The organism is bacterium (assembly GCA_026414725.1).
Classification (GTDB): Bacteria; Ratteibacteria; UBA8468; order B48-G9; family JAFGKM01; genus JAAYXZ01.
The window spans coordinates 1-606 of record JAOAIL010000066.1; the positions used below are offsets into that span (position 1 = coordinate 1).

The following is a 606-nucleotide window of genomic DNA, read 5'->3' on the forward strand; positions in this document are numbered from 1 at the left end:
CTTCTTGCTCTTATGATGGCTAATGCAGGCGGTGCATGGGATAATGCTAAGAAGTTTATTGAGGCAGGAAATTTAGGCGGAAAGGGCTCAGATCCTCATAAAGCAGCAGTTGTCGGTGATACAGTAGGTGACCCATTCAAGGATACATCTGGTCCATCAATGAACATTCTCATTAAGCTTATGAGTGTTGTGTCTCTTGTTATTGCTCCGCTTCTGTAAATACTAAATTATTCATAGTTAAAAAAAGGGCGTTCTTTTTGAACGCCCTTTTTTTTGTTATCTTCTTTCATTAGTTCAGACTCCGGAAATTCTATGATGGGCTATTTAAGACATTTATAGGATCCAGCTCGGATGCCCTTTTGGCGGGATAAATTCCCGCGAAAAGACCAAAAAGAAAAGATAATACTATTGCATATATAAAGCTAATTATAGAAAATCTAAGCGGTAACTTACCTATTAAACTTATTGCTATGGTAATTGCATTTGCCAAAAAAAGACCCAATAAAGTACCAATAATAGTAAGAAATAGTGCTTCAAAAATAAACTGATAGAGAATATCTTTTTTCGTTGCACCGCAGGCTCTTCTTATGCCTATCTCTTTTTTTC

2 protein-coding genes are annotated in these 606 nt (G+C 36.5%); one reads left to right on the forward strand and one right to left on the reverse strand.

All coding sequences use genetic code 11. The features are described from left to right. The coding region (locus N3D17_07885; protein ID MCX8083282.1) for a sodium/proton-translocating pyrophosphatase at positions 1 to 219 on the forward strand (219 nt) is incomplete at its 5' end. A gap of 91 nt (positions 220 to 310) precedes the next feature. Here N3D17_07885 and N3D17_07890 read toward each other — a convergent pair. Next, the coding region (locus N3D17_07890; protein ID MCX8083283.1) for an FtsX-like permease family protein at positions 311 to 606 on the reverse strand (296 nt) is incomplete at its 5' end.